This is a genomic window from Bowmanella denitrificans (assembly GCF_039522935.1).
Lineage (GTDB): Bacteria > Pseudomonadota > Gammaproteobacteria > Enterobacterales > Alteromonadaceae > Bowmanella > Bowmanella denitrificans.
Window position 1 is genome coordinate 136,880 of sequence record NZ_BAAAEI010000014.1, and the last position, 23,028, is coordinate 159,907.

General features: G+C 50.0%; 25 protein-coding genes. 14 read left to right on the forward strand and 11 right to left on the reverse strand.

What is annotated here, in order from left to right; translation table 11 throughout:
• Positions 1–40: 40 nt before the first annotated feature.
• Positions 41–841 carry an AraC family transcriptional regulator gene (locus ABD028_RS13165; RefSeq protein ID WP_343845443.1) on the reverse strand — a complete coding sequence of 267 codons (801 nt, stop codon included), beginning with the start codon at positions 839–841 and terminating at the stop codon, positions 41–43.
• 158 nt (positions 842–999) lie between these two features.
• Between ABD028_RS13165 and ABD028_RS13170 the strand changes: the two genes are divergently transcribed.
• The gene (locus ABD028_RS13170) at positions 1,000–1,476 is read left to right on the forward strand and encodes a carboxymuconolactone decarboxylase family protein (protein WP_343845445.1); all 477 of its coding nucleotides are present in this window, start codon (positions 1,000–1,002) and stop codon (positions 1,474–1,476) included.
• Between the two features lie 50 nt (positions 1,477–1,526).
• Here ABD028_RS13170 and ABD028_RS13175 read toward each other — a convergent pair whose 3' ends face one another.
• Complete coding sequence (locus ABD028_RS13175) at positions 1,527–1,889, reverse strand: hypothetical protein (protein WP_343845447.1); 363 nt, start codon at positions 1,887–1,889, stop codon at positions 1,527–1,529.
• A 143-nt stretch (positions 1,890–2,032) separates the two neighbouring features.
• Between ABD028_RS13175 and ABD028_RS13180 the strand changes: the two genes are divergently transcribed.
• A complete protein-coding gene (locus ABD028_RS13180) occupies positions 2,033–2,815 on the forward strand; it encodes a substrate-binding periplasmic protein (protein WP_343845449.1) in 783 nt (260 codons plus the stop codon).
• Between the two features lie 96 nt (positions 2,816–2,911).
• Here ABD028_RS13180 and ABD028_RS13185 read toward each other — a convergent pair whose 3' ends face one another.
• Genes ABD028_RS13185 through ABD028_RS13200 form a run of 4 tightly spaced genes read right to left on the reverse strand, consistent with a single transcriptional unit; the run spans position 2,912 to position 7,522 of the window.
• Positions 2,912–4,144: an ABC transporter permease gene (locus ABD028_RS13185; protein ID WP_343845451.1), complete on the reverse strand. Its 1,233-nt coding sequence runs from the start codon at positions 4,142–4,144 to the stop codon at positions 2,912–2,914.
• 11 nt (positions 4,145–4,155) lie between these two features.
• A complete protein-coding gene (locus tag ABD028_RS13190; protein ID WP_102795175.1) occupies positions 4,156–5,469 on the reverse strand; it encodes an ABC transporter permease in 1,314 nt (437 codons plus the stop codon).
• 10 nt (positions 5,470–5,479) lie between these two features.
• Positions 5,480–6,196, reverse strand: coding sequence for an ABC transporter ATP-binding protein (locus ABD028_RS13195; RefSeq protein ID WP_343845452.1), 717 nt, complete (start codon positions 6,194–6,196; stop codon positions 5,480–5,482).
• A gap of 54 nt (positions 6,197–6,250) precedes the next feature.
• Positions 6,251–7,522 carry an efflux RND transporter periplasmic adaptor subunit gene (locus tag ABD028_RS13200; protein WP_343845454.1) on the reverse strand — a complete coding sequence of 424 codons (1,272 nt, stop codon included), beginning with the start codon at positions 7,520–7,522 and terminating at the stop codon, positions 6,251–6,253.
• 133 nt (positions 7,523–7,655) lie between these two features.
• On the opposite strand from ABD028_RS13200, the gene ABD028_RS13205 reads away from it, so the two are divergent.
• The 3 genes from ABD028_RS13205 to ABD028_RS13215 are packed head-to-tail and all read left to right on the forward strand — an operon-like array spanning position 7,656 to position 9,644.
• Positions 7,656–8,036, forward strand: coding sequence for an MAPEG family protein (locus tag ABD028_RS13205; protein ID WP_343845455.1), 381 nt, complete (start codon positions 7,656–7,658; stop codon positions 8,034–8,036).
• A 1-nt stretch (position 8,037) separates the two neighbouring features.
• The gene (locus tag ABD028_RS13210; protein WP_343845457.1) at positions 8,038–8,574 is read left to right on the forward strand and encodes a DUF2937 family protein; all 537 of its coding nucleotides are present in this window, start codon (positions 8,038–8,040) and stop codon (positions 8,572–8,574) included.
• A 2-nt stretch (positions 8,575–8,576) separates the two neighbouring features.
• Complete coding sequence (locus ABD028_RS13215) at positions 8,577–9,644, forward strand: ABC transporter substrate-binding protein (protein WP_343845459.1); 1,068 nt, start codon at positions 8,577–8,579, stop codon at positions 9,642–9,644.
• Here the strand turns inward: ABD028_RS13215 and ABD028_RS13220 are convergent.
• Complete coding sequence (locus tag ABD028_RS13220; protein WP_146027103.1) at positions 9,641–10,393, reverse strand: metallophosphoesterase; 753 nt, start codon at positions 10,391–10,393, stop codon at positions 9,641–9,643. The genes ABD028_RS13215 and ABD028_RS13220 overlap by 4 nt on opposite strands.
• A 180-nt stretch (positions 10,394–10,573) precedes the next feature.
• Here ABD028_RS13220 and ABD028_RS13225 point away from each other — a divergent pair, with 180 nt between their 5' ends.
• The 9 genes from ABD028_RS13225 (at position 10,574) to ABD028_RS13265 (ending at position 18,262) form a co-directional block, all read left to right on the forward strand.
• On the forward strand, positions 10,574–11,131 hold the full coding sequence (locus ABD028_RS13225) for a GNAT family N-acetyltransferase (protein ID WP_102795182.1): 558 nt from the start codon (positions 10,574–10,576) through the stop codon (positions 11,129–11,131).
• Positions 11,132–11,186: 55 nt separating this feature from the next.
• Complete coding sequence (locus ABD028_RS13230; RefSeq protein WP_343845464.1) at positions 11,187–11,900, forward strand: rhomboid family intramembrane serine protease; 714 nt, start codon at positions 11,187–11,189, stop codon at positions 11,898–11,900.
• Positions 11,901–11,981: 81 nt separating this feature from the next.
• Positions 11,982–13,787 carry a GGDEF domain-containing protein gene (locus ABD028_RS13235; protein ID WP_343845465.1) on the forward strand — a complete coding sequence of 602 codons (1,806 nt, stop codon included), beginning with the start codon at positions 11,982–11,984 and terminating at the stop codon, positions 13,785–13,787.
• A 57-nt stretch (positions 13,788–13,844) separates the two neighbouring features.
• The gene (locus tag ABD028_RS13240) at positions 13,845–14,483 is read left to right on the forward strand and encodes a tetratricopeptide repeat protein (protein ID WP_343845467.1); all 639 of its coding nucleotides are present in this window, start codon (positions 13,845–13,847) and stop codon (positions 14,481–14,483) included.
• Positions 14,480–15,136, forward strand: a complete 657-nt coding sequence (locus ABD028_RS13245) for a response regulator (RefSeq protein WP_343845469.1) — start codon at positions 14,480–14,482, stop codon at positions 15,134–15,136. Before ABD028_RS13240 ends, ABD028_RS13245 begins: the two co-directional genes overlap by 4 nt.
• On the forward strand, positions 15,133–16,464 hold the full coding sequence (locus ABD028_RS13250; RefSeq protein WP_343845471.1) for an ATP-binding protein: 1,332 nt from the start codon (positions 15,133–15,135) through the stop codon (positions 16,462–16,464). The genes ABD028_RS13245 and ABD028_RS13250 overlap by 4 nt, the downstream gene beginning before the upstream one ends.
• Entirely contained in the window at positions 16,445–16,795 is a 351-nt protein-coding gene (locus tag ABD028_RS13255) for a cupredoxin domain-containing protein (RefSeq protein WP_102795188.1), read from the forward strand. Before ABD028_RS13250 ends, ABD028_RS13255 begins: the two co-directional genes overlap by 20 nt.
• Positions 16,782–17,570 carry a hypothetical protein gene (locus tag ABD028_RS13260; protein WP_343845473.1) on the forward strand — a complete coding sequence of 263 codons (789 nt, stop codon included), beginning with the start codon at positions 16,782–16,784 and terminating at the stop codon, positions 17,568–17,570. The genes ABD028_RS13255 and ABD028_RS13260 overlap by 14 nt, the downstream gene beginning before the upstream one ends.
• Positions 17,567–18,262 (forward strand): hypothetical protein, encoded by a 696-nt coding sequence (locus ABD028_RS13265; protein ID WP_102795190.1) that lies wholly within the window; start codon positions 17,567–17,569, stop codon positions 18,260–18,262. The genes ABD028_RS13260 and ABD028_RS13265 overlap by 4 nt, the downstream gene beginning before the upstream one ends.
• Before the next feature lie 66 nt (positions 18,263–18,328).
• On the opposite strand, the gene ABD028_RS13270 is transcribed toward ABD028_RS13265, so the two are convergent.
• The 4 genes from ABD028_RS13270 to ABD028_RS13285 form a co-directional block, all read right to left on the reverse strand.
• A complete protein-coding gene (locus ABD028_RS13270) occupies positions 18,329–18,862 on the reverse strand; it encodes a cytochrome b (protein ID WP_343845475.1) in 534 nt (177 codons plus the stop codon).
• A gap of 167 nt (positions 18,863–19,029) precedes the next feature.
• Positions 19,030–19,794: a phosphatase PAP2 family protein gene (locus ABD028_RS13275; protein ID WP_343845477.1), complete on the reverse strand. Its 765-nt coding sequence runs from the start codon at positions 19,792–19,794 to the stop codon at positions 19,030–19,032.
• Positions 19,787–21,391, reverse strand: a complete 1,605-nt coding sequence (locus tag ABD028_RS13280; protein WP_343845479.1) for a phosphoethanolamine transferase — start codon at positions 21,389–21,391, stop codon at positions 19,787–19,789. Before ABD028_RS13280 ends, ABD028_RS13275 begins: the two co-directional genes overlap by 8 nt.
• Positions 21,381–22,958: a ShlB/FhaC/HecB family hemolysin secretion/activation protein gene (locus ABD028_RS13285; RefSeq protein WP_343845481.1), complete on the reverse strand. Its 1,578-nt coding sequence runs from the start codon at positions 22,956–22,958 to the stop codon at positions 21,381–21,383. Before ABD028_RS13285 ends, ABD028_RS13280 begins: the two co-directional genes overlap by 11 nt.
• Between the last annotated feature and the right edge of the window lie 70 nt (positions 22,959–23,028).

Genomic DNA, 23,028 nt, shown 5'->3' on the forward strand with positions numbered 1-23,028 from the left:
CCCGGTGTCACGTTGATGCCGGGCTAATACTATTTGTGATTCAGGCATTGCGTTTACGCTTCAGGTATTGCCCTGGAGTTAGCCCCACCACCTGCTTAAACTCATGAATAAAGTGTGCCTGGTCATAGTACCCGGCTTGCAAGGCCAGTTCGGTCAGACTGGCTGGCCCTGCTGCTTTAATCAACTGTCTGGCCAGTTGGATTCGTTGAAGTTTACTGTATTGTTTTGGCGAAAGTCCCAACCAGCGACCAAACTGGCGCTCTAACTGGCGCTGACTGATATTCATATCCTGGGTCATGGCCTGAATATTCTGCGAGCCGTTGCTTTGCTGGATACGGGTCAGCGCGTAAGTGAATGCCTGTTGTGCACCCAGATCCATGCTGAGTAAATGCAGCAGTTCCTGATCCAACCGTTTGATTCGTTGCGCAATAGAAAGTGGCGCCAGACGCTCTGCAAGTGCCAGCCCCGGGAAGCTTGGAATAATGTCCAGTGCTGAAGCTTGAATATCCAGAACATCACTGAGCGGTAAGCCAAATAGCGCCATGCCTTTACCTGGATTAAATCTTACGCCTAGTGCATCCACCTGTCCGGTTAAATGTAATCTGGTGGTCTGCCGGGTAGGTCCGGTCAACAGACAAGGGCTATGGTAGGGCTGGCCGTCAAACAGTAGTGCATCGGCAAAATTGAAAATAACACCGCAGCCTCCCTCAGGATGCATAAATTCGGCTTGAGTCGGATGCGGGCCAGCGGGCGCCTGCATGGTCCAGTAACACCTGATATGTGGCTGCAACTGTGGGCAGGGGGGATGAAGTTTAAAGCCCAGATGGGCAAGGTTATGCATAGTGATGTACCGGCTTTGTTGTCAGCTCAGTGTACTGGATCCGGTTAAGTCCTTACCACCCCGCCAGCCAAAAGAATACCGGGTCGAATTTATACAATTTTTTTCAACCAACCCAGGTTAGCCTGCATAGCGAATCAACTGCAAATTGGAGAGATGTGATGTCACTACGCGTAAATTATTATCAGCAGGCGCCGGGTGCTGTTCAGGCTATGATGGCATTGGAAAAGTATCTGGCGACTATTGCAGATCAACCGCAGGGCCTACCTAAAACCTTATTGGAACTGGTTAAGATGCGGGTCTCCCAGCTCAACCGCTGTGCCTTTTGTCTGGATATGCACAGCAAAGATAGTCGCGCCGCTGGCGAAACCGAGCAGCGCCTTTACTTGCTCAGTGCCTGGCGTGAATCCCCTTGTTATACCGAGCAGGAGCGTGCCGCGCTGCAGTGGGCCGAGCTATTGACGAATTTGTCGCAAACAGAGGTGAGTGATGCCTGCTATCACGAGGTAAAACAGTGCTTTTCCGACAAACAAATGGCGGATCTAACCCTGGCCATTAACGCCATTAATGGCTGGAATCGATTCTGCGTGGGTTTGGGGGCCGAGGTGGGCTCCTACCAGGTCGGGCAATTTGACTAGCTGGACTATTTAACCCATGTACAAATAAAACAGGGCTGCCACAAGCAGCCCTACTTATCTACCACGCGAAGCGAGGCGATTTCTTCATTGAGTTGATATTTTTTGTCTGTCACTATGGCCTCCAACACTTCCAGGCGTTTCTTAACCCCGTTCAGTTCTTCTTTTAGGCCCTGCTTCTCTGAGTTATCTAATTTAGCATTGGCCTTGGCCATTTCTTTCTTATGTCCCATCCACATCGCGGTAAACACAATGGGCAAAACAAACAAGAATAAAATAATCAATACAAATTCCGGGCCTTCCATTTTGGGTTCCTTATTCTTAATAAGATCGACGTAATTTAAGCATGGATAAGAGTCAATGCTATTCAACTTTGCAGCAATATTTAAACCAATATTTATTTCTATTAAAAACATAGAGTTATCTTTTTGCTTGAAGTGAATGTGCGAAAATATGGCCTAACCAACTAATAATTGGCCTTGTTTGCTAATAAGGGAACCTTGCACTCAGGAGGAAAAAGGGTAGATTGAAATAAGTGCCCATCAATAAGGTCGGCCTGATGCATCATGCCTTACTGGTAATATGTTTATTACTGACTTCGCTGGCTGTGATTGCCAAAGAGCGGGTCAGGATTGCGGTGTTTGATGAGCATAGTGAGTTTCTGGTAACCCATACAGGGTATGGGCTTGCCTGGGAAATTCTGGAGCTGGCCGCTGAACAAGCCGATATTGTACTTCTGCCGCAGGAAAGCTCATGGACCGGTGCATTAAATCGGTTGCATGCCGGCAAAGTCAAAATGATATTTGGGGTATTAAAGACCAAGGAACGTCAAAGCTGGCTGCAATTCAGCCTGCCCCTGGGGCAGGATAAAATCAGGGTTTTTACTGGCCCTGAGAACATGATCAACCAAGTCGAAGACATTGATTTTGCTTCCGCCAGAGTCGGGGTATCGGCCAAATCAGTCAGTGAGCAACATGCCAGAGCATTAGGGTTCAAACACATTTATGCGATTCGTGAGCGTGGCAATTTGTTTCAGATGCTAAGCAGTGGACGCCTGGATTACCTGATTTTTGGTGAAGCTTTTGTGGGGTATTTTTGTAAGACGGCAATGGCAAATTCATCGTCATGTCTCAAACCTTTGTTACCGGTATTGCAACATACGGATATTCGTTTTGCCGCTCCCCTCGATAACCCGGACGCCGTTGCCCTAAGCCACAGAATAGACCAGCAGATCCGGCTGTTAGCGACACGTCCTGATATCAGGCAGTTATTTGAGCGTTATCAATATTCTGAACAAGATTATCAAACCTGGCTGAATAGCTTACCGGTTGAGAACCGGTAAGCCAGGTAAACAAAGGCTAGGGGCTGTTTGTCTTTCATGTATAGGTTTTGTTCAAATCCAACCGCTTCTGGTCACGACGCCGGGCTGCAGACCTGATTAAACGGTTCTGGTAGCCATCGCAGGGGAGATGGCGGCGGCGCGTTTGGCCGGCCCCAATACCGCCAGTAACCCTACCAAACAAAGGGCCAGCATACCTATTGGCAGCAAGTACCAGTGCAGACGGGTGAGTCCGAGAGACTCTACCAGAACAACATTCAGTCCAAGGCTGAGCAACGCACCTAGCAGCACGCCGACTGAACTGATGATGAAATTTTCCAGCATAAAGTAACGCAGAATGCTGCCCTGACTGGCGCCCAGCGCGCGGCGGGTACCTATCTGCTTACGTCGGCGATTCACACTGAAACTGGCCAGACCGACGATTCCCAGGGCGGTCACCAGCGTCAGAGTTATCATTACCGTGCTAAGCACTTTGATCATGGCCTGATCGCGACGATAGCTGCGCTCCCGGGTCTCACTCATGCTGCGCATGCCCCTTACCACCCGACCTTTATTGCTGTCAGCCAGCAGTTGTTCCACTTTGGGCATCAGTTCGTCTAAGCGTCCTGGTTCGGTACGAATGATATAGGTACTGGTACTGAACAAGGTTTTTTCCGGTGACAGCATGGCATTTTCAACCCGGTTCCAGCCCACCCAGGGAGCCTGGAGTTTATCCACTATGCCCTGGATCAGTATGGGTTCGTCGTCGTTGATATATACGGTTTTGCCAACAACATCCTGATATTGATCATCGGGGAACAGGTTCTCCGCCAGGGCCTTGGTGACGATGGTCTGCGCTGGCCAGTCTCGCTGGGTACCCTGACGCCAGCGAATATCGGTGTCCTGGAAGGGCTGACCAGCAATCAGCTCAAGGTCCAACGTCTGAAGTACGTGCTCGTCTACCATGTAAACGGCGGTACCGACACCATCAAATTCAGTACCCGGTTGGGTTTGCAGTCCCATCGACCAGCCACCACCGCTAATGGGTATGGCATTTATCTGCATGGCATCCTTAACACCAGGCAAGGCACGGATAGCATCAAGATCGGTTTGGATGGTGACTTGCTGATTAAAATCAGCGGCAAATCCGGTACTGCTGATATAGAAGCTGTTGGCTTCGTCTATACCGCTGTCCCTGGCCATCTGAGCTCGTCGTTCCAGTAGAATATGTACTGCATTAACCACAATACACAGTGTCACGGCAATTTGCAGGGCGATGAGTAAAGCACTGACCTTATTGCGGCTTAAAGCACGAAAAATGGGACCTATTTCCAGACAAGAGAATGCTTGCATAATCATGTTCCTCACTGGCTTTTCAGTTGACTGGCCGGGGCGATATTGCAGGCCCGCCAGGTGGGGTAGAGACCGGCCAATATGCTGCAGACCAAGGACAGCAGCAGCGCAAATACCACCATATTCAAATCCAGGCTGGTAAGATTGTCGGCAAACTCACCATACAAACTGCTGATCCCCATCAGGCCCAACAACGCCAGCAACAGTCCGGCAATCCCTCCTGCTAAACCAATACAGGCGGTTTCCACCAAATGTTGGTAAAACAAGGCTGTTCTGGACGCGCCTATGGCCCGGCGCAGACCAATTTCCGATGATTTACCGCTGAATTTCGCCAACAGCAGACCAATGGTGTTGAGCAGACACACGGTTAAAAACATCAAGCTCAGCCACAGCATGACTTTGGCATCATCTGCTACCACTTGCTGGTTTTCCATCCATTGCATCACGTCAGATAAGCGGTTATTCAATGGTCGGGGGAAGCGCCCCAGGGCTTTTTGTTCATTGACGTAATGGGTCAGAAAGGTCAGATAATCCTGCTTAGTCTGGGTATCTGGTAGCTCTACCCACATTTGGTAGTTAACGCATTCTGAACGCAGAAACCCTTCAAAACTGTCCTCTTCCGGGGTTTTCCAGCAACTGGTATTGCCGCCATTGGGTAGCTGCAACGCCTGCTTGAGTAAGAAGGGCATAAACAATTCTTCCGTTTCGTGAAACGCACCGGTGGTGACGTCATAAAACCTGGGTACCGGCTGCCAGTCAGCCAGTACGCCGACGACAGTAAATTGGCGTCCGGCAATGCGCAGTGAACGACCAACCGGGTTTTCACCACCAAACACCTTGTCATTGGTTTCGCGACTTAAGATTACAACCTGTTCTTTGTTTGCATCCTGCTGAGCATCCCAGGGCCCACCATACAAAAATGGCGTATCAAACATGCTGAAAAAGTCACTGAAAGTGAGGCGGATACCAGCGTTAAAAGGTTTTGCATCCTGATCCGGGGGCTCCACCACGGCTGCAGAGGAAGCCATGGCTGCTTGGCGCGGTGCTTTTTGGGCGGCCATCAGGTTGGTGGCATCTGTCCAAGTCAGTTGGTCGGGGGGCTCATTGGGTTCTTCGGCCGGTTCATTAGGATCCCAACTGTCCACTTGTACATAAAAAAGTTGTTGGCTTTTATGCGGAATCGGATTGGCCGACATCAGATAGTTCACTGTTATGGTGGTCATACTGGCGCCTATGCCGAGCGCAATAGCCGCTACCATCAAGGCGCTGAGTATCGGATTACGGCGGATACTTAAATAAGCCAGTCGCAGATAATAACTAAACATGTCGGCCTCCCTAGTCCGCATTTACCGCTTGGGCGGTGAAAATCGCGGCTGTGGTAAGGGATGGCAGCTCACTGACTTTGCCGTCTTTGACATAAATATTGCGTTTGGCTTGTTGGGCCAGCAAAGGGTCGTGGGTGACCATCACGATGGTGGTGCCCCGGTCGTTTATGTCTTTAAGTAATTCCATCACGCTATGGGCCATCTTACTGTCCAGATTGCCGGTCGGTTCGTCAGCCAGCAAAAACCGGGGTTCACCGGCCAGTGCCCTGGCAATGGCGACCCGTTGTTGTTGCCCACCGGATAATTGCGAGGGGAGGTGTTTCATTCGATTAGCCAGGCCGACCAATTCCAGACAACACTCGATGCGGCGTTTGCGCTCGGCACTGTTAAAACCGCGATAGCGCAACGGTACATCGACGTTATCGAAAAGGTCGAGGTCGGGGATCAAGTTGAAACTCTGAAAGATAAAGCCGATTTTTTCATTGCGTAATCTACTACGTGCTTTATCGCTAAGGCCGCGCACATTCTCGCCATCCAGGTTGTATGTTCCCTGATCGAAGGTCTCCAATAATCCGGCGATATTTAAAAAGGTGGTTTTGCCAGAGCCGGAAGGGCCGGTCACCGCGACAAAGTCGCCTTCTTCAACTTGCAGGTTAAAGTTGCTTAGGGCGTGGGTTTGAACCAGTTCGGTACGATAGGTTTTGGTCAGTTCTTGCATGGTCAGCATGGGATATCCTCGTTGCTGTTTTTTTACTGTTATTGGCTGGCGAATTTGTGTCGTCTATTGGGTAATTTGCACCCACTGGGCCCCGTCAAACTGGTCTGTGCCCGAAACAATGATGGTGTCGCCGGGACTCAAGCCTGCCAATATCTCAACGTTGGATAGGCTGCGAGCCCCGGTTTCTATACGTTGTCGTCTGGCCATGCCGTCTTTGACTACATAGGCAATTCGGCCATTGCCGCTCTCCAGGAACTGCCCCCGCTGTACCATCAGGACATTAGGTTTGTTTTCCATCAGAATGCGGGTGGTCAGACGCTGGTTTTGGCGCAGGCCGGATGGGGCGGTGGTGGCAAAACGCACCCGCCCGGTCACCTGATTGTTCTCAATTTCCGGGGAGAGGGTGACCAGGGTTGCGGGGTGCGTTTCACCATTAAAGCTGACCTGGGCATCCATGCCGATGGCCAAGTCATCGGCGTAGCTTTCTGGTATCGCCACTTCCAGTTCAAACTGACTGAGATCCACCACTGATAGGATGGCTTGATGACGGGTAACCTGGTTTTTATCCTGTACGGCCAGGTTTCCGACTATACCGTTCACCGGTGAGCGCAGGGTCAGTTCATCCACTTTGCGTTGTAGTTCCGCTACCAACAGGGTTTGACGGTTTACCTGCAACTGCTGTGACTGAATATCAAAGGCCAGGCTTTCTTCATCCAGCTCTGCGTCCTGAATGGCATGCTGATAGACCAGCCTGGCATTCTGTAAATCATCCTGTGCTTTTTCAAAGTCTATCTGACTGATAGTACTGCTTTGATAGGCTTTGTCGGCACGGCGTTTTTCCCGGTCAGCAGCCGTCAGGGCGACCTTGGCCATATCCACTGACTTCTGATTTTCAAGGTGCTGGATCTTGGCCTGAATACGCTTTCTGTCCAGTTCCATCTTTTGTTTCTGTAAACTGGATTCCTCCTGTTTCAGCTCATTGGTCAGTTCCGGACTATCGATACTGGCCAGTACCTGATGCTGCTGAACCTGAGCACCCGCGTCTACCGCAAAGCTAATGGTGCCCTGAGCAGGGCTATACAGCCTTGGACTGACGGCGGCGACCACCTGCGCCTGCACTGACAGATCGCGAACGAAATCGCCCTGGGTCACCTGTGCCAGTCTTAAGCGCTGCAATGGCACTGAAGCCTGCGCACTGGACCAGTTGCTTAATGTCGGCATCAGCAGTATGCCTGTGGTTGTCAGCAACAACACCGCCGCCAATACATAAAGCGGTTTGCGGCTTTTGCGTGGCGTTAGCCTGACATCCTGGCCGCTGGTATCAGTAATCATCATGTTGTTTCCCCGTTGAGTTTGGCATAAGAACAATCACTGCCTAAGTCGAGCCATAGAGGAAAATGGTTGTTATCCATGTTGTAAAAAAATGTGTTTTTGTTAATGCTGTTAAAAAATTAAGTGAGGGAACAATATGATTACGCTGTTCTATGCCGGATGGCTGGTGCTACTGGTGGTCACCTTGTCGGTTAAGGTGATTCGTCTGCGACGACGCCACCAGGTTGCCATCGGTGACGGTGGCCATAAAGACCTGCAACTGGCGATTCGGGCCCATGGCAATGCGCTGGAATATTTGCCTCTGGCGTTGCTGATACTGTTTATGTTGGAGCAGGCTAATCTGGCATTTTGGGTGATCCATGGCCTGGGGGGATTATTACTAATCGGGCGCTTGATCCATGCTTACGCCATTCCGAATCGTAACCTGAAACTCAGGGTGCTGGGCATGGCAATGACATTCGCCATGCTGCTGGCCGGTGCGGGAATGGGTATCGGATTGGCCATAGGGCGCTGGTAAAATGGTTGTTCTGGTTGGGTTGCTGAAGAAGTGTAACGAGTATCTCCGTTTGATGCTGTTTATGGCTGCGCTTCTGGCCGGTGTGCAGCTTCCTGGTTTTGTTCAGCAATATGAAGATGCGGTGCTAGCCCATCTGGCAGAAGCCAGACTGGCGTTGGCACCTTTTGAAAGAGATGCCCGAATTCATACCCAGGGTGATGTCACGGCACTGATAAAACGCTATCAGCAGAACAGTGATGCGGCCGTGCGGGATGGTGCGGCCAGTATTCAGCAGTTGCTGCAGCGGGTCATATACCTGGAGCAAGTGGCCGAACAACTGCAAGCCAATGCATTGGTCCGTGGCTGGTACGCTTTATTACAACCTGATTCTGAGCTATTTGCAGAAGTACAAAGTTACTACGATTACAGGGTGCCTTTAAACCTAACTGCTATTATCTGGGGACTGACCTGTGGCATTCTGTTTGCCGCCGTGTTTGATTTTGTGGTTGCTTTATTGGTCTGGATGCTACCTAAGCGCCGCAGTAAATCTGGAGCATAGAGATGATAAAAAAGGCTGTCAGCTTGGTACTTTTGTATGCCTGCTGTTTCCCGGCGCTGGCAACGTCTGTCATGTTTGTTTCGCCCTCTACAGCTGATGATCCCTTCTTTAGTCGGGTTGAGCTTTTCACCCGTTTGGCGGCGCAGAGTCTGCAGTTAGATCTGACCGTTGTGTATGGCGATGCACACCGCATTTATCAGCACGCAGAATTGGAAAAACGTCTGGCCAATGAACAGCCTGATTATCTGTTGGTGCAAGTCTATTCGGGATCTGGAAAGGCTCTGTTTGATCTGCTGAAGAAATACCCAAAAGTTAAAGTTATCAGCCTTGAGCACTTATTGCTGAATCATGAGGCTGAGGAAGTGGGACGCCCTGGTGCGCAATATAGCAACTGGATCGCCGAAATCACCTTTGATAATCAGGCCGCCAGTGAATTACTCAGTCATTATCTGCTGCAGAGCTGTGACAAGCTGGCTCAGACTGGACGACACGGGGTGGTAGGTATTAATGGTCTGCATGGTCAGGAAGCCCTGCAAAGGCAAGCTGGACTGGTTGAGGCTGTGGATCGAAGCCCTGTTTATGAGTTGCACCAAGTCGTCAATGCCAAGTGGATGCGTGACGTTGCTCAGCAGCAGATCAGGGCATTACTGGGGCGTTATCCGGACACCAGCGTTATTTGGTCTGCATCTGACTGGATGGCGTTGGGTGTGGCAGATACCCTGGCTCCCCTGATGCGGGAAGGCCAGCCCTTTTGCATTGGTGGATTTGACTGGTTACCTGAAGTGGTTGGCGCTATTGAAAGCGGCCAGCTTACTGCCAGCGTTGGTGGTCATTTTATGATAGGCGCCTGGGCCATGGTAATGGTTTATGACCATTTGCATAAAGCTCTGCCTGATAGCGTTAAGGGAACTAACCCACTTTTCAGCCTGGCCTTAATGCATAAGGATAATGTCAATCAGATGGCCCCGCTGTTGGATACGCCTGCCTGGCAAAATACAGACTTTCGCAAATACAGTCTGTTTCACCATCCTGAGCAAAAGGAATATCGCTTTTCGCTGATTTCCCCTTAATCTTTGTTTAGGGCGTGAAATTGCATACTTTTATCAATGGCTTTATGCAGCTTTTTACGCTTAAACAGCGCCAAGCTGCCGTGCTTAGGAAGCAGGGCGCCGCCCAGGTTAATCCCCACAACGTTGCCTTTTGACCATATCTTACTGGCAGGCTCACCGCCTGTCACAATACAATCAAACTGGTCATATCGGCGTCCTTTACGGTGAGGCACAGAAGGGTTGAGCAGGCAGTCGAGCAGTTCACGTAAGCTTGCCAGCTCAAATCCCTGCTGACTGAAATCATCCAGGGGATAACGACTGACTAAGCCAATGGGGGAGTGCTTTTTCTGCCTGACAATCATAGCAATAGGAAGTTTAGCCAATGCTTTGCAGGCTTTGCCAAGATCCCATTTTAACCTGATATCTTCATCAAAGGCCCAGTGGCCGCCAGCCACATACCAGTTCAGATAATGTCCCCGTTGAAGGGCATCCAGCATCATCAGTTCATGCAAGCCCAGCACCGGGTAAAACCAGTTTTCACTGAGCAATTCCAGTACCTCCAGGCTCTCCTGACCGTGGTCAATCAGGTTGCCAGTACAAAAAAGCCTGTCCTGCTGTGGATTAAAATCGGCTTTGTGCATGGCCCGCTGTAGCAGGCTGAATTGCCCCGCCAGATCACCGACAAAGTAGTCCTTGCCGCTTTCATTGGCATCGAGGGTCTGCAAGCGTGTAAAGCCTGACAACAGTCTGGCCAGATCCATCTGCTTCATAAGTGCATTTGCCGGCTGGTCATGGCTGTCCAACTCGCTCAATTGCCAAGCTATAAATAGCTAAGCTAACAGCTGCTTAGGCTTAGGCAATAGGTTCATAAATATTTAATATTTAAGGCCTTACTTGTTAAATACCGGGTCGCCCATATCAATGGCTGTTTGTATCGGGAGATAGGCGACATGAAACCAGCAAATACAGAAATTGAAAGCCACAGACTAAAGCTCAGACGCTTGCAACATCGTGATGCTAAAGCCTTGTTTGGCATTTTTTCCGATCCCCGGGTTATGACGTATTGGCACACGCCAGCATGGCCATCCGTTGAGTATGCCCAGAATTATATTTCAGACGAGCAGGTCGCCTGGGATGAAGGTAAGGCTTTTACTTTTGCTATTGAACACCGCCACAGTGGTGAAGTAATGGGGAAATGTCTTTTGTGGCATTATGACGCTCAATCCCGGCGGGCTGAAATCGGCTTTGGGCTCGGTCCTGATTATTGGGGACAAGGGTATATACAGGAAGCCGGAATGGCATTGTTGCAGTTTGCTTTTAACCATCTTGATTTAAATCGACTGGAAGCCGAGATTGATCCGGACAATAAGGCCTCGGCCAAGGCCTTGGAACGGCTGGGGTTTAAACAGGAAGGCTATTTGCGTCAGCGCTGGATTATAGCCGGGCATAAGTCCGACTCTGCTTTATATGGCCTGTTACGAGAGGAATTCTTGTCCATAGGTATTTAACCCTGAATATTGGACCCAATATAAGTCAGTAAGTAACTGATTATTGGAACGCCCCATGTTTGCATCTCGTCCATCTGCCGCTTTAGGGCAATCTATGTTGATGGCCTGCCTGTTTTTATGCCTGTTATGGTGGGTTAAGCTGGCAGAGTCATTTCTGGGGCTGGATTTAAGCAATCTGGCAGTGGTCCCTCTGCAACTTAGTGGTTTGCTGGGTATTATCACGGCGCCATTGGTGCATGCATCGTATTTGCATATATTCAGCAATAGTTTGCCGGTACTGGTGCTAGGCACCTTACTATTTTATGGGTATCCGCGCTCCTGCAAACCGGCACTATTGCTAATTTGGCTAATGTCAGGTTTGGGAGTGTGGTTATTTGCCAGACAGGCTGCTCACGTGGGGGTCAGTGGCGTGGTGCACGGCATGTTTTTTTATCTGCTACTGTCCAGCATTCTGCGACGGGACAAATTATCCGTCGCCCTGATGATGGTGGGGTTCTTTTTATATGGCGGCATGCTGATGACCATTTTCCCCAGAGAACCGCAAATCTCATTTGAGTATCACTTTTTCGGTGCCGTGGCCGGTTGCGTGGCATCGGTGTTGTTTCAACACCGCGATCCCAAGCCAGAAGAGAAGACCTATCAATGGGAAAATGAAGAAGACAGCCAGGACCCGCTAATTGGCGATTTATGGCAGCAGAACCCACAACACCCATATTCCGATGGTTCCCAGACACCACATGAACACCGCGATACAGAGAACAAATATTAATCCCATCAAGTACTTGCTTCTCATCTGAGGATTGTGTGGCTACAATGGGGACCTTATTGATGCAACAGGCTCGAGAGATTGATGGCCACAGGCGTATTACGTCTTATTGGTGTGTTGGGGGGCATTTGCTTACCCGTAGTGACCGCTGCCCAGCCGGTGGCAGTGGACGAACTGATCCGCTCTCTAAAAGCGGAGGGTTATGAATGTCCGAGTGACCAGCATGCCAGGCAGATTGACTCATTTATTGGCCAGGCATTGCCGGTTCAGCAGGCATTCTATCTAAAAGTTCGTAAGGCGCAGTATCTGGCCTGTGGTGGGCGTTTGGAAGAGTCAGCAGAAATTTTGGATGCGCTTCTTAGCGTGACATACCCACCAGATGATAGCGAAAATCTGGCCTACGCCCTGTATTTAGCGGGCATTGTCACCAGTAACGCCGAGCAAACCCGCAGATGTGATTATTACCGGGCCGCAGAGCAGGAAGCGCTGCGCGTCGACGCCCCGTCGATTTTGCTGGGGGCCCAACTTGAACTGACCTCAACCTGTGATATCGACGAGGACAACATCGACAAGAGTCTGGCTAAACTCTATGCCTTGTTGGAAAAGCATTCGTCAGCGGAAGATCAGGCGATTCGCTCCGATATATTCAATAATATCGGCAACCTTTACGCCATTCTGGGGCAGCATGAACTGGCAGGTGATCAGTACCTTAAGTCCTATCAGATGTCGCAAGGTAATTACACTGGCGAGACATTGCTGACCCCTCTGTTTAATGCCGTGACCGCTTACCTCAAAAGTGGTCGTATTGATCAGGCGCGTAGCGCGATGGACGAGCTCATTCAGCAAAACGCTCAGGTCAACACCCCCTTAACCAACGCCTGGGTGCAGCAGGCACAAGCTATTTATGCACTGCATATGGGAAATTTTCAGTTGCTTAAAGACAGTTTGGTGAAATGGGCGGTCTTTTTACCTGATCTTTCCCACCCGGATATGGATACTATGTACCGTCGTATGCAGGCGCAAGCCTGTCTGCATGAGCGAGACGAACGGTGTTTAAAGGATTATCTGACCTTTGAGTTACAGGATCATCCCTTTGAACAATCTGAAGATCTGGCATACCTGCGTTTATTGATTCAGAGTTATCGCCTTCTGGACCAGCCAGAAAATGCACTACTGGTGTTTGATCAATACGACAGAGTCAATAAACACTTAATTGAAATGCAGCAATCATCGTCGAAAATATTGGGTGTAGCACAAATGCTGTCTGATATTGTCGAGCTCGAATCAAACCTTGAAAAGGCCCGGCAGGAGAAAGCTCTGGCGACCATGCGTCTGGTCTTCGCGTTGGCATTGGTGGGGGCATTACTCGGCCTATTGGTCTGGCTTATATACCGTCGCCAGCGTAGTCATTTTAAGCGGGATCACCTGACTGGATTGTTCAGCAGCAGTGCGGCAGTGGAGCGACTCAAACGCTTTGGTCGGCCGTCGGTGCTGAGAGTGCATGCCTTAGCCCTGTTTAATGTGGATGGTATTCAGGCGCTTAATCCTGAATACGGACCCGGCAGCGTCGAGGTGGTGTTGCAGCAGGTTGCCGAGAAACTTCAGCAAGCCAGTCAGGCTGGCGATGTAATAGGCAGAATGGGCAGTCAGGAGTTTTTGGTCTGCCTGTATGACATTGACGAAGTTCGTGCCAAGAATCATCTTGAACGCTTGTATTTGGCGCTGACTGAGTCAACTTTTGATACGGTGTCAGGGCAGGGGGTCAATTTATCGGCCCAGTACTCGGTGATGATACTGGATGAGGCGCCGGATGACGTAATAGCCCTGTATCAGGGACTGGTTGAGGCGATGGCGCAGGAGCGCCGTATGCAAGCGGCCCAGCAGCGTTAAGTTTCTCTTAAGGCTTTTCCTCTACTCTGTATCGCAGATTGTAAAGAGGAAAGGTTGATGTTCAGGTGGCCGGTTTTTCTGATTCTCGTCATTGCAGGTGGTTACCAGCAATGCGCCTACCCGTCTTCAGAGTCGGCCTTGCTGAATAAGCTGTCAATACTTTTGTCCAGTCATGATGACACTACAATACTGAGAGAGCTTGCGTCCTTACAGCATGAAGCCCGGCAATTGACATACCAGTGCTCTGAATGCCCATTCGATTGGTATGTTCTTGGAAGAATCGAGCATGAAATTGCTCGCAAAAGTGGTGGGCTGGCGCAGTTGAAAGCGGCACGGCTTGCCAAAAATGCATTGACAAGAGCAGCAAGATTGGACATCCGTGTGGCTCAGGGCGATGCCCTGGCAAATCTGGCCCAGCTTTACCTTGAAACACCCTCCTGGCCGCTGTCATTTGGTGACAAACATAAAGCCAGGCAATTGCTTGAAGAGGCATTAGTGATTGCACCGCAAAACATTAGTGTTTTGTTAGTGGCCGGCCAGCTTTATCTTGAACTGGGGCAAACAGACAAAGCCAGACGATACCTGCAAATGGTGGTAGACACTGAGCCGATGAATAACGCTTTAACGCACCACTTGAAAATAACGCAAGCCTCAACCATGCTGACAAAAATTAATAATAAGTTATTGGAACAATGAGACTTTTACTTATTGAAGACGATAGTCAACTGGCCAGTGCCTTGTCTTTGGCGTTGCGCAGTGAAGGTTTTGCAGTCGACCATCTAAATAGTGGGCGTCAGGGATTATCCGCCTTACAGGCCAAGCAAGCCGATATGGCTATTTTAGATCTTGGCTTACCGGATATGGACGGCATTGAGATACTAAAAACTGCCAGACAGCAGCGACTGGGGATACCTATTTTGGTGTTGACCGCCCGGGACAGCACCGCCGATAAAATTAAAGGTCTGGATCTGGGCGCCGACGATTATCTGGCCAAACCCTTTGAGGTTGAGGAACTGCTCGCCCGTATCCGGGTGATTGCCCGTCGTCTAGGCACCTCAGATGACGCCAGAGTTAAAATAGGTGACGTAGTGCTGGATACGCTGGCGCATAAAATTCTGGTGGAAGGTGAACAACTGGCGTTATCCCGTCGGGAGTATATGCTTGCCAAAGCGTTGATGGAGAATGCGGGGCGGATACAGTCCCGCGAACAACTTGAAACCCGTTTATATGAATGGGGAGAAGAAGTGGCCAGTAATGCTATTGAAGTGCATATTCATCACCTGCGCAAAAAACTGCCGCAGGGCTTTATACAAACCATTCGTGGCGTAGGTTACACCGTAAACAAATGAGTTCAATCCGACGTTATCTGGTGCTACTGCTGTTATCGGTGATAACTATTGTACTGTTTTTTGCTGCAATCAAGGGCTATAAAAGCAGTATGGAGCGTGCTACCCGTTTGTTTGACAGCCAACTGGTGACCGTGGCAGATACTCTGGAATCGATGCAACTTACCGGTAACGTCGGGCAGTTGAATCAGGATGCCGAGATGATTTTGCAAATCTGGCATCAGGATGAATTGCTGTTACATTCGATCAATGGTCCCCTTACTCCTATTACGTTACAGTCTGAGGGATTTCGTGATGAAAATCTTGCCGGACAGCGCTGGCGTACCCTGGCACGTTACTACCCGCAATCCGGACACTGGCTGATGCTCGCCCAGCCCCTTAGTCACCGTTATGAACTGACCGAAGAGCTGGTACTGGCAGCAGTGCAGCCTTTGGTATTCAGCCTGCCGGTTCTGGCGCTGCTGATTTCCCTGGCGGTTAAGCAGGGTTTACGCCCATTGGTGTCGCTGTCTGATGCACTGCGCCAGAAACGTGCTGACGACTTGCGCCCCATCAGTCTGAAGCGTACCCCGGCAGAACTGGAAGCGGTGGTCATTACCATTAATCGCCTGCTGGCCAGGCTGGATGCGGCGTTTTCCCGGGAGAAACGTTTTGCTTCAGATGCCGCGCATGAGCTTCGAACGCCCTTGAGTGTGCTTAAAATCAACAGTCATAATCTGGCCCTGGAATTAGGCAAAGAATCTGTCAATCTGAACTTACTCAAGGATGGCGTCGAGCGAATGAGCCATGTGGTCGATCAGATTCTGCTGCTCAATCGCACCAATCCTGAGCATTTCAGCTTGCAAATGAAACCCTTGGATCTTTACGTTCTTTGCCAGCAATGTATTGCCAGTCTCTATCCGCAGATTCATGCCAGGCAGCAGGAAATCAGTCTCAGCGGTGAAACCTGTCTGTTGGCAGGCGATGCGTTTTCATTGAATGTGTTGTTGCAGAACCTGATTTCAAATGCCAGTAAGTACAGTCCGCACAACAGTCAGATTGAGGTCAGCATTACTCAATCGGCAGAAAAAGTGGTGCTATTGGTGGAAGATTCTGGACCTGGGTTGGAAGAGTCTGAATATGAACGGGTTTTTGAGCGATTTTATCGGGTCGGCGGTGACCGGCATCAGTCTGGTGTCAGCGGTTGTGGCTTAGGGCTGGCAATCGTTAAGCATATTGTTGAGCTGTACGATGCCAGCATCAGTCTTGGCCGCGCCGTGCATCTTGGTGGTCTCAGTGTCAAAGTGGAATTCAGCAGGCGAGGGAGAGGGCATGTCAAAAACCAGCATTAAACTGGCTGTGCTGATGTTACTGGCTCTGCCCTGTAAAGCTGAGGTGGAAGAGTTTGAGTTGGTGCTGAAATCGCATTTGTTTTATCCGTCAAAACTCGAAGTACCCGCTGGCCGAAAGGTTAAACTGGTTATTCATAATCAGGATGATACCCCCGAAGAGTTTGATAGTTTTGACCTCAACCGTGAGAAAGTCATCTTTCCTAACCGTAAGGCCACTGTTTATATCGGGCCATTAAAACCCGGTGTATATGAGTTTTTCGGTGAGTTTAATCCCAATAGTGCCAGAGGCCAGGTAGTGGCCATCGACAGGGAGGGCAATGGTGCTGATTAATTCGGTGATTCTGTTTTTGCGTGATGCCTTACCGGTATTCGTTCTGATCAGTCTGCTACTGGCTTTTGCCAATTTTGCAGGACGACGCTGGTATTGGCTGGGCGGTGCTTTACTAATGGGACTGGCGGGCAGTATGTTGCTGACCCATCAGGTCGACAACTTAAGTGAATGGTTGGAGGGGGCTGGGGTAGAGGTGTTTATCTTTGCCTGCCAACTGATTATCTATGCGCTGCTGCTGATAAATTTACAGTGCCAGTTTAAAGATTATCAAAATGCCTGGATTGCCACTGCTGTGCTCATGGTTGGGTTGGTGCTGACCCTGGATGGTGCCAATTTTCTGGTTTATCTGTTCAGTTACTGGTCGCATGAGCAAACCCCGATGGCCCTGGTTATGGGCACTATTCTTGGTGGTACGGTTTGCATGAGTCTGGCCGTACTGCTTTACATTGGCTGCCAGCATTGGCTGGCCAGCGGTTATCCATTGCTGTGTGCACTGTTAATGTTGCTCTGGGGAGCGGGGCAACTAAGTTATTCCCTGAATTTACTCAGTCAGGTTGATTTGCTGCCGCCTATGCGACCAGTTTGGGATACCTCTGACTGGATTGCCGATAATTCAGAGCTGGGACACCTGCTTAATTCATTAATGGGTTATGAAGCCGCACCGGGGTTATTGCAAATTATTGTTTATATGCTGGCTGTGTTATTGCCATTTATCTGGCTGTACCACCTGAATCGTCACGCTTACCCGACGCCCGTGGTTAAGGGGGAGGTATGAGAAAGTCACTTATTGCCACTGTAGGCTTATTGCTGAGTCTCAACGTGCTGGCAGATGGTTATGTGGTAGACAAGGTTTACCACCCTATAGTGTTACCTGGAGAGCAGCGCCTGGAATGGCGGTTTATGTCGCGCCAGACGGATGACCGCAATGTGCTGGCACAGCGTATCGGGTATGGGCGCTCGTTGTCTGAATATGTGACTCTTGAAGCCTATGTGGTGGGGGAGCGCGATCACGAGGATAACTTTGGCTTGCAGGCATATGAGCTGGAAAGCCGCTGGATGCTCACCGACCAGGGTAAGTACTGGGCGGACTGGGGATTGGTGTTTGAGTTGGAAAAACAGCACAAGCAGGATGCGTGGGAAGCCACCTCCGGCCTGGTGATGGAAAAGGAGTTTGGCCGCAATAGCTTAACCATGAACTGGTTCCTGGTATACGAATGGGGTAAGGCGCTGCACGATGAATTTGAAAGTGAATTTCGCCTGCAATACCGGTTCCGCTGGAAGCCTCAGGTGCAGCCCTCGTTAGAAATGTATCTGGGAGAAGACTTTGTTGGCATTGGACCTGCTCTGATGGGGGTGCAGCGCTTTGATGGCCAGCGTCAGCTAAAATGGGAATTGGGTTTTATTTCCGAAGTCAGCGGCATCGCGAAAGATCATACGCTCAGATTTGTATTGGAGTATGAGTTTTAAGGGCAGACGGGACAAGGGCTCTGGTTAGCAGTTTGAACCCACAGCCCGGCCCGTCGTTTGGGCCGGCTAGGGTTTTCCCGGCAGCATACGTTTAAGCGTGTTATCTCTTTTCACATAGTGGTGCCACAGGGCCGACAAGGCGTGTAATCCAATTAGGCCATAACCTGCCTTGCCAATGCTCTCGTGCCATTCTTTAATCATGCCTGCCAATTCCCGATTCTCACTGATCAGGGGCGGCAGACTGAACGAAAAAAAGGGCACAGGTTTGCCCGCCGCACTTAATATCAGCCAACCAGCCAGTGGCAAGCCCAGCATCAGCAAATACAGCAGTGCATGCATCAGGCCTGCTACCTTGCTCTGGACGGCAGAAGGTGGCGGTTGTATGGCCGGAGAGCGTATTGTCAGTCGCCAGTAAAGGCGCAAAACAACCAGTATGCCAACCAGTAACCCCAGCATAAAGTGCCATTGTTTGAGTGCTTCACGGGGATCACTGCCTTTCGGGTAGAGCTCTCTTAACTCAATACAGGCGTACACCGCGACGATCAACAATAACATCAGCCAATGCAGGCTGATGCTAACCGGATGATACTTCTCAGACATAACGAGGCTCCTTTTTACTTACTCAGACACAATGGGATTAGGCTGCGCTCTTCGGCGGTGAATATTGTGCAAACTTAACGCCATCTGGTGACGATAATCGGCATAAAAACACCACAAACTGCGATAAAATTTTACGTTAAAGGTTTACCCACCCTACCTGATCCAAATCAAGCTTGGTATGAATTGGCAGGCAGCGGGGGCGCATCATTTTGTATGCTTTTACTCTCCGGAAGTTTCCACAAATTGGTTGGGGCAGGATAAAAGCGGTATACCAATGCTGCATTGAGGCAGCATATGCCCCAACTGAGCAACATAGACACCAGGGTGTGGCTGAGAAAATGATCACCAATCAGCATTTTATAGCCGCCCATCAACCAGCCCAGTGACAATGCGCCTACTATTGCCCACTGCCTGGCTCGGTCAGTAGGCATCAAAAATATCAAGGCAAGCAAGCTGAATCCGCCGCTGGCATGTCCAGCAGGAAAGCACTTTTGCGGTGCTGCCGGGCGTTTGTCCGCCGGATAAGCGCTAAACAATGGCACATGTTCAACCTTACCGCCGAATTGCAGCAGATTCACCGGACAGGCCATATTAGTGGTGGCTTTAAGCAGACCGACAGTGGCAGGGACGGACAGCATCGATAGCATGACAATGAGTAGACCCGGCTGTAAAGGTTTGATGGCATGTTTGATAAAACTGACAACAAACATCAGTAGCAAGCTGAGAAAAAACACCAGCAGCACCACTTTGATGCCGTCGTAAAACAATAATCTGGCCCAGAATTCCTGCTTGTCCCACCACCATTGATGACTGCCTTGGTTATACAACAGTTGTTGTATTTGCATATCCAACGCGGTCAGCTCAAAGATCAGGATGCACAATATCAGGGCCAGGCAAGTTACCAGCAGATGGCGGGCTAAGCACTTATTCATCACGATACACGAAGTAAGGAACACAAGGAGTGTTGCCAATGATGTGGCTATCAATTTCAAATGACTGCAATAAGCTGCAACTGAAATCATCGTGGCTATATGCCTGGTGCGTCAATCCTCTGGATGGCTCAAGCAGAATGTCGGAGCTTTCACCCACCCAAACCAGAAAAGGCACATGTGTTTGGGAACGGGGCGCTAAGAAGTAAGGCATACCGTGCAGGTAAAGGCCATTTTCCCCAAGTGATTCACCATGATCGCTCATGTACAGCATCGCGGTTTCAAATTTGGGAGTATTGCGTTTGAGCAGTTCTATGACCTGATTGAGAAAATAATCGGTGTAAAGAATGCTATTGTCATAGGCATTGATGATTTCCTGTGTAGAACACTCGGCCAACTCCTGGCTTTTGCAGGCAGGTACAAAGTGTTCAAAATTTGCCGGATAGCGTTTGTGGTAAGCTGGCCCATGGCTACCCATTTGATGCAGCACTATTAAAATGTCGCCTTGCTGTTGGTTAATATAGTCCTGCAATCCAGCCAGCATGCCGATGTCCCGACATTCGGTTTTATCGCACTCCGGGTTGTGGTCTGGCGAGCGGAAATCTTCATAAGGCAGCCGGGTAGCGACGCCTTTGGAGTCCGAATTATTATCCCGCCAAAGCACGTTTACGCCGGCTTTATGCAATACATCCAGCACGTTCTCGGTGTATTTGGCGCTATCCAAATCAAAAGCGTCACGGTGACTGAATGAAAACAAACAAGGGACAGATACGGCGGTAGAAGTGCCGCATGAACTCACATTGGCATAGCTTAGCAGGTTCGCCTGTTTGCTCAGCATAGGATTAGTCTGGCGGCTGTAGCCATTTAAGGCGAAGTGATCGGCCCTGGCGGTTTCTCCCACTACCACAATTACTAGTTCGGAGTGGCCGGTTGGTTTGGGGGCGAGGTGCTCACCCGTCAGCTTCACCAATTGCTTATGGGCTGGGTTTCGCAACTGCCGGGCCACAAGGTCCACCGCCGAATATATTGGGTAAATAGGGTTAGCGTGATAGCGAACCGACTTATGTTCACGGAAAAAGCTGGCGTATTGGTCACTAAAAGGCAGCATACTTAGCAACGTCAGGGCGAAGATGCTGCATAGGGAAATAACCGACGCTTTTATAGCCGGGCGCTGCAGCCCTTTGCTGCCTGAAAGCAGCAAACCAGGCAGCACGGCCAATAACATGATCCGCCACACTAAACCGGCACTGAGTAAATCTTTCGCTTCGTCAGGGTTAGTTTGCAGCACATTAGTGAGCATAATCCGATCAAACACAGTACCCAGTTCATCGGTGAAATAACCGGTAATGGCGGCTATCAACAGTAATATTGGGTACAACCAGCGAGGTGCAATCAATATGCTTAGAAGCTGGATCATCAAAAGCAGTAAAAAGCCAAGCAGCAACGCCACTGAGAGCACAAAACCCAAATGCTGCGGCAGAGGATAAAGGGCGGTTAACTCAGCAAAAAAGCTTAAGTTGGCGCTGATAAGCAGGAAAAACACCAATAAAAGTTGGCTCTGCCATGGCCTGATGCGTACAGAAAACATATCAGAATGCATGTTTTACCTCTACGCGAAACTCCAGGCCGCTAACATCGTCCTGATCTGAAAAAGGATGCACGAGATCCATATGAATAACCTGCCGGTCACTGGAATGAGTGGAGTAAAAGCGGGCACCAATACCCACGCTTTGCAGTAAACCGCTATCTTCGTTGGCTCTTGGGGTGTCGCCGAAGCTCTTGCCCACGTCATAAAAGACCGCACCGCCCAGTTCGAAAAGTTTGAACAGGTTAATGCCGGGGTAATAGCGCAGCTCGGTGCTGAGCAGCAGGTTCTGTTCGCCATACTGATACTGCAGTGGATAGCCGCGCATACCCGTATCGCCGCCCAGATTTACGGGGTTATCCAGGGTCGGATTATCTGAAAATTGCCAGGCTGCACTGGCATACCAGGCGAAACGTTGATTGAGGCGATGGATAAGTTCACCGCTGAAACGCCCGGTCAGGGAGCTGTGATCTTGCGCACCGCCGTTAAATCCTCCGGCCTGAAAGCGCCCCAATAGCAAGGTATCAGCATTCCAGGCCAGTCCCTTGCTGGCCGACATATTCCATAGCCAGGCACCTTGTTGCGGCCCGCTGACCAGGTTATGGCCCAGATTAGCCTGTATATGCCAACCAAGATTAATGTCTTCTTTTTGTTCGATAAGATGCAAATTGCGCAACGTAACATAGTCGTCCTCTAACCACTCAACGCCAACCCAGGGATAGTTAAATCGCCGATCGGTGGGAAGGTAGTCGGATTGCGGCTCACTAAAGATGTGTTCGTCTTTGGTCCAGCCCGCCAGTATGCGCAGATGCTGATCATCCCAGTTGCCGATTTTCCAACCCAGGTTCAGGGTTTGGTAATCAATCTTGTGTCTGAACAGCAATTCATCCTGACTATTGTGGAACAGCGTATCTACTCTATCTTCGCGGTTAAAGCCCACGCTGCCGCCAAAATTGCTATCCACGCTGACCAGGGGTTTGTCCAGAAATACACTGCGCTGATAGCCGTCTGGGCTGTCTATCAGGCGAATGCGGGCGTTGCTGTTGTAACCAAGAAAGAGCGGGAACTCGGTATCCAGCTTATATCCACTGCGCTGTGGATCGGAAAAATAGGCAAGCTCTGCATCCACTCCCAGGCCGAGCAAATTGCGGTCCTTTAAACCCAGTTCAAAATGGTTTTTACCGCCTTTTCGGCCAAAATCGAGGATCGGCATTAATGACCAGGTATCCCAGGTGTCGATTTGGATACGGGATTGTTGTTCGTTCTTAACCAACTGCACTTTGGCATCACGCAGATAGTTACGGGCACGCAGGTGTCTTTCCACCTCATACAATTTGTCCGGATCTGCCTCACAAGGAGATAAAAACGCCAGTTCATTCTCTAGCGTTGCTTGTTGCGTATCCACATGCAGGTTATTGGCCAGTTTATGTAGCCAGGTGGTATCCGGGTCCTGTTCATCAAAAATACTGTGAATATTGAGCTCAATCTCAGTAGGTTGCTCACAGGCGATTGAGGCGCTACAGGCCAGTATAATGCTCAGACTAAGGGGGATTGCCACCCGGCACTGGGATTTAGAACGCATGGCATTTCCTGAAAAATACGGCTTGTTTTAAGACTATTTCCTGAACCTTAAGGAAGTCTGAAGGTGGGCA